The 3,408-nt window shown below is 38.1% G+C and carries 2 protein-coding genes and 1 pseudogene; all 3 read left to right on the top strand.

Annotation, left to right across the window (positions count from 1 at the left end; genetic code table 11):
* A pseudogene (locus AC5JL8_RS07135) lies at window positions 1-1,085 on the top strand (filamentous hemagglutinin N-terminal domain-containing protein); the annotation flags it as partial.
* A gap of 27 nt (window positions 1,086-1,112) precedes the next feature.
* Window positions 1,113-2,801 (top strand): ShlB/FhaC/HecB family hemolysin secretion/activation protein, encoded by a 1,689-nt coding sequence (locus AC5JL8_RS07130; protein ID WP_495879086.1) that lies wholly within the window; start codon window positions 1,113-1,115, stop codon window positions 2,799-2,801.
* The gene (locus AC5JL8_RS07125; protein ID WP_495879085.1) at window positions 2,753-3,367 is read left to right on the top strand and encodes a hypothetical protein; all 615 of its coding nucleotides are present in this window, start codon (window positions 2,753-2,755) and stop codon (window positions 3,365-3,367) included. The genes AC5JL8_RS07130 and AC5JL8_RS07125 overlap by 49 nt, the downstream gene beginning before the upstream one ends.
* Window positions 3,368-3,408 lie beyond the last annotated feature (41 nt).

The following is a 3,408-nucleotide window of genomic DNA, read 5'->3' as shown; positions in this document are numbered from 1 at the left end:
ATTTCCTTCTACATTTTCTCAGAAATGGTAAATCTTCCAAAACTGGATGCTCCCCTTTTAATGCCGGAGGTGCTGGAAAATTAACAATCAACACATCAAAATTATTGGTAGGGGAGAAAGCGACGATTAATACTTCTAGTACTGGCGCTGGTTCTGCTGGAAGCCTTGCCATCAAAGCTTCTAATATAGAGGTAATAGGTAATATTAGTTCGTCCGTTGTGGTAGCAAACCAAACTACCCAGCAAGGGGTTGGAGGGCTTCAAGTACCAGTAGGGGTATCAGGTGAAGTTAATATTAACACTAATACCATTAATATTAATAGTGGTTCTATCAATGTTAGGAATTTAGGAACAAATAGGGCTGGAACACTTAAAATTAATGCTGACTCTATTTCTTTAAACAGAAAAGGTTCTATTAGAGCATCAACCGCTTCTGGCGAAGGTGGAAACATTTCCTTAGATGGACAAAAATTACAGCTAAATGATAGTTATATAACTGCGACCGCAGGCGGCAACGGCAATGGTGGCAACATCAATATTAATGCAGATACAGTAGTTATTCTGGGAAATAGCAATATTAATGCTAATGCATTTGAAGGACGAGGCGGGAAGGTTAAAATTGATTCTCAAGGATTTTTCTTATCCCCTGATAGCAAAATTACAGCCAGTTCAGAGCGAGGAATTAATGGTTCAGTTCAAATTAACACTTCGCAATTAGATGTTGTAAACTCTGGTATAGTAACCTCAAGCTTTAACCCCACCGTAATTAATAATACTTGTTCTCCAGAACCTCCCAATTTAACTAATAACCTATCAATTGCAGGTAAGGGAGGGATTCCTCAAGGCCCTAGCGATTTATTTACTAGCATAGTAGGTTGGGCGGATCAATCTGTACGAATTGTACCCAAACAATCAGAACAATCTATTCAACCTAATGAAACTCAGAATATAGTCGTAGCTCAAGGGTGGAAAGACAATGGTGACGGGACTGTTAGCTTTACGATTACACCAGACCCTCCTGAAGATGTAACTTCCTATAGTTCACCATTAAAATCATCTTGCCTTCATCCTAAATCTATCGAATAAAACAAAAATAATTAAAAAAGAGAGCAAGTGAGTTTACAATTATTGTTAACCTCTCTAATAGCAAATAATTTTTCTCTAGCACAAATTAGAGCAAATAGATTTGCGTTAGAGAAGACCCCAACAATACAACAATCTCCTGAGATTCCTTCTACTTTACCTCCAGCACCCCAACCACCACTGCTACCATCTTCTCCTTCAATTCCTCGAAGGACACTCCAACCAAATAACTCTTTAAAGCTCAAAATCAAAAATTTCCGTTTTCAAGGAAATACGGTCTTTAGTAATGAGGACTTAGAAAGATTATTAACACCGTTTATAGGTAAAGAAATCTCTTTTACTGATCTATCCAAAATTAGCAATGCTATTACTGATTATTATGTAGAGCAAGGGTATATTAACTCTGGAGCTTACATTCCAGTTGCCGACAATCAATTGCTAAAAGTTGATAATGCTGTAATTACTGTGGCAATTATCGAAGGGGAAATAGAAGAAATCAATATTGTGGGTGGTGAGCGCTTGCATAATTATATTCGCGCACGTATTCCGCAACCAATCCTCAACAATAAGCGTTTGCTGGCAGCTTTACAATTGTTGCAACAAGATTCGTTAATTGAAAAAATTACTGCTTCATTAAAAGAGGGTGCAAGACCAAGCCAAGCTATTTTGAATATCTATGTCAAGCCACGGCAAGAGTTCCAAGCTAATGCAATCTTAGATAATTATCGTTCTCCAGCAGTTGGCAGTTTTCAACGCCAACTAGAAATATCCCACGCTAACTTACTTGGACTAGGCGACGGTCTAAGTGTAGGCTACAGAAATACAGATGGCGGCAATGCTGTAACTGCTAGTTATTCTGTTCCTATCAATTCACAGAATGGCACTATTGGCTTATTTTACGCGAATATTTCCAACAATATTATTGAAGAACCTTTCACTGCCTTAGATATTGTTGCTGATGCCCGTGCCTATGAAATCACTTTCCGACAACCTTTGATACGACAAGCTTCGGCTAGTTCGGCTCAAGAATTGGCATTGGGCTTAACTGCTTCTCGCTTAGAAAGCGAGTCATCTTTGCAAAATAGTCCTTTTCCTATCTCGGCAGGGGCAGATGCTAATGGGCGCACACGGGTTCTTGCACTCAGGTTTTTTCAAGATTGGTCAGGGCGCAGTACTCAAGAAGCTTTGTTCGTTCGTTCAACCTTTAGTTGGGGGCTTAATGCTTTAGATTCTACTATTAATACCGATGCCCCCGATGGACGTTTTTTTAGTTGGCTAGGTGAAGCTTTATGGCTGAAGCGTTTGGGGAATACCTCTCTAGCTGTTAGGTCACGTCTGCAATTGGCGGATAGACCGTTACCCGCATTTGAACAAATTAGTCTTGGAGGCATCAATACTGTCCGAGGTTATCGCCAAGATAATTTCATCTCTGACAGTGGATTTTTATTATCTACGGAACTACGTATTCCCGTCTGGAAAACTCCTACTCAAGAATTACAGGTGGCCCCTTTTATTGATTTTGGTACAAGCTGGAACAATAACGCCGAGATTTCTAGTACTTCAGGGACTTTAACATCCATTGGATTAGGCATTCAATACCGCAGCGATCGCTTTAATGCTCGACTTGATTGGGGTATTCCTTTTAATGACACTAACTCGAACTCAAAAACATGGCAAGAAAACGGAGTTTATTTTTCTCTAAATTACCAATTATTTTAAGAAAGGTAAAATACCTATTTTTAATTTTAATATTTTCACTGATGGTACTTCTTAACCACGAGGTAATACTAGCTAATAAACCAAGTTTAGAAACAGCACAAGCTCTCACACAAAAAGGATTTTCACAGTTAGATAAAGGACAACCTGAAGCTGCGTTTAAAATATGGCAATCAGCTTATCGAGCTTATAAGCAACTAAACGATAAGCAAGGGATGACTGGCAGTTTAATCAACCAGAGTTTGGCACTTCAAGCAGTAGGTTCGTATGCTAATGCTTGTCAAACTCTCACTCAAGCTTTATCACTAGAAGACTGGATATGCACTAATTCGCTACAAAAAAAAATTGATTTTCGTAAATACTCATCCGATTTAAAATTAATACTTCAAAAACAACCAAAACAAATTATTAATTTTATTGGATTTTATAACTTAGCTAATGTTCTTAGGCTCATGGGTGAGCCAGAGAGTTCTTACACTATTATAGAATATTGTTTAACATTCATTTCAGAACTGCAAAATGCAAAGTTTCACAATAATCTGTTACTAAATCTTGCTAACGGGACTTAAACAAAAATTAAGCCCAAATGTAGCCCAAACTAGCTTTATAA

The organism is Mojavia sp., from assembly GCF_059505145.1.
The sequence above is the reverse complement of the archived record's forward strand: the minus strand, read 5'-3'. Positions and strand labels throughout refer to the sequence as shown.

Excerpts from the sequence above, each read along its gene's own strand:
- AC5JL8_RS07125 (WP_495879085.1), top strand. The coding sequence starts at position 2,753 with ATGGCAAGAAAACGGAGTTTATTTTTCTCTAAATTACCAATTATTTTA.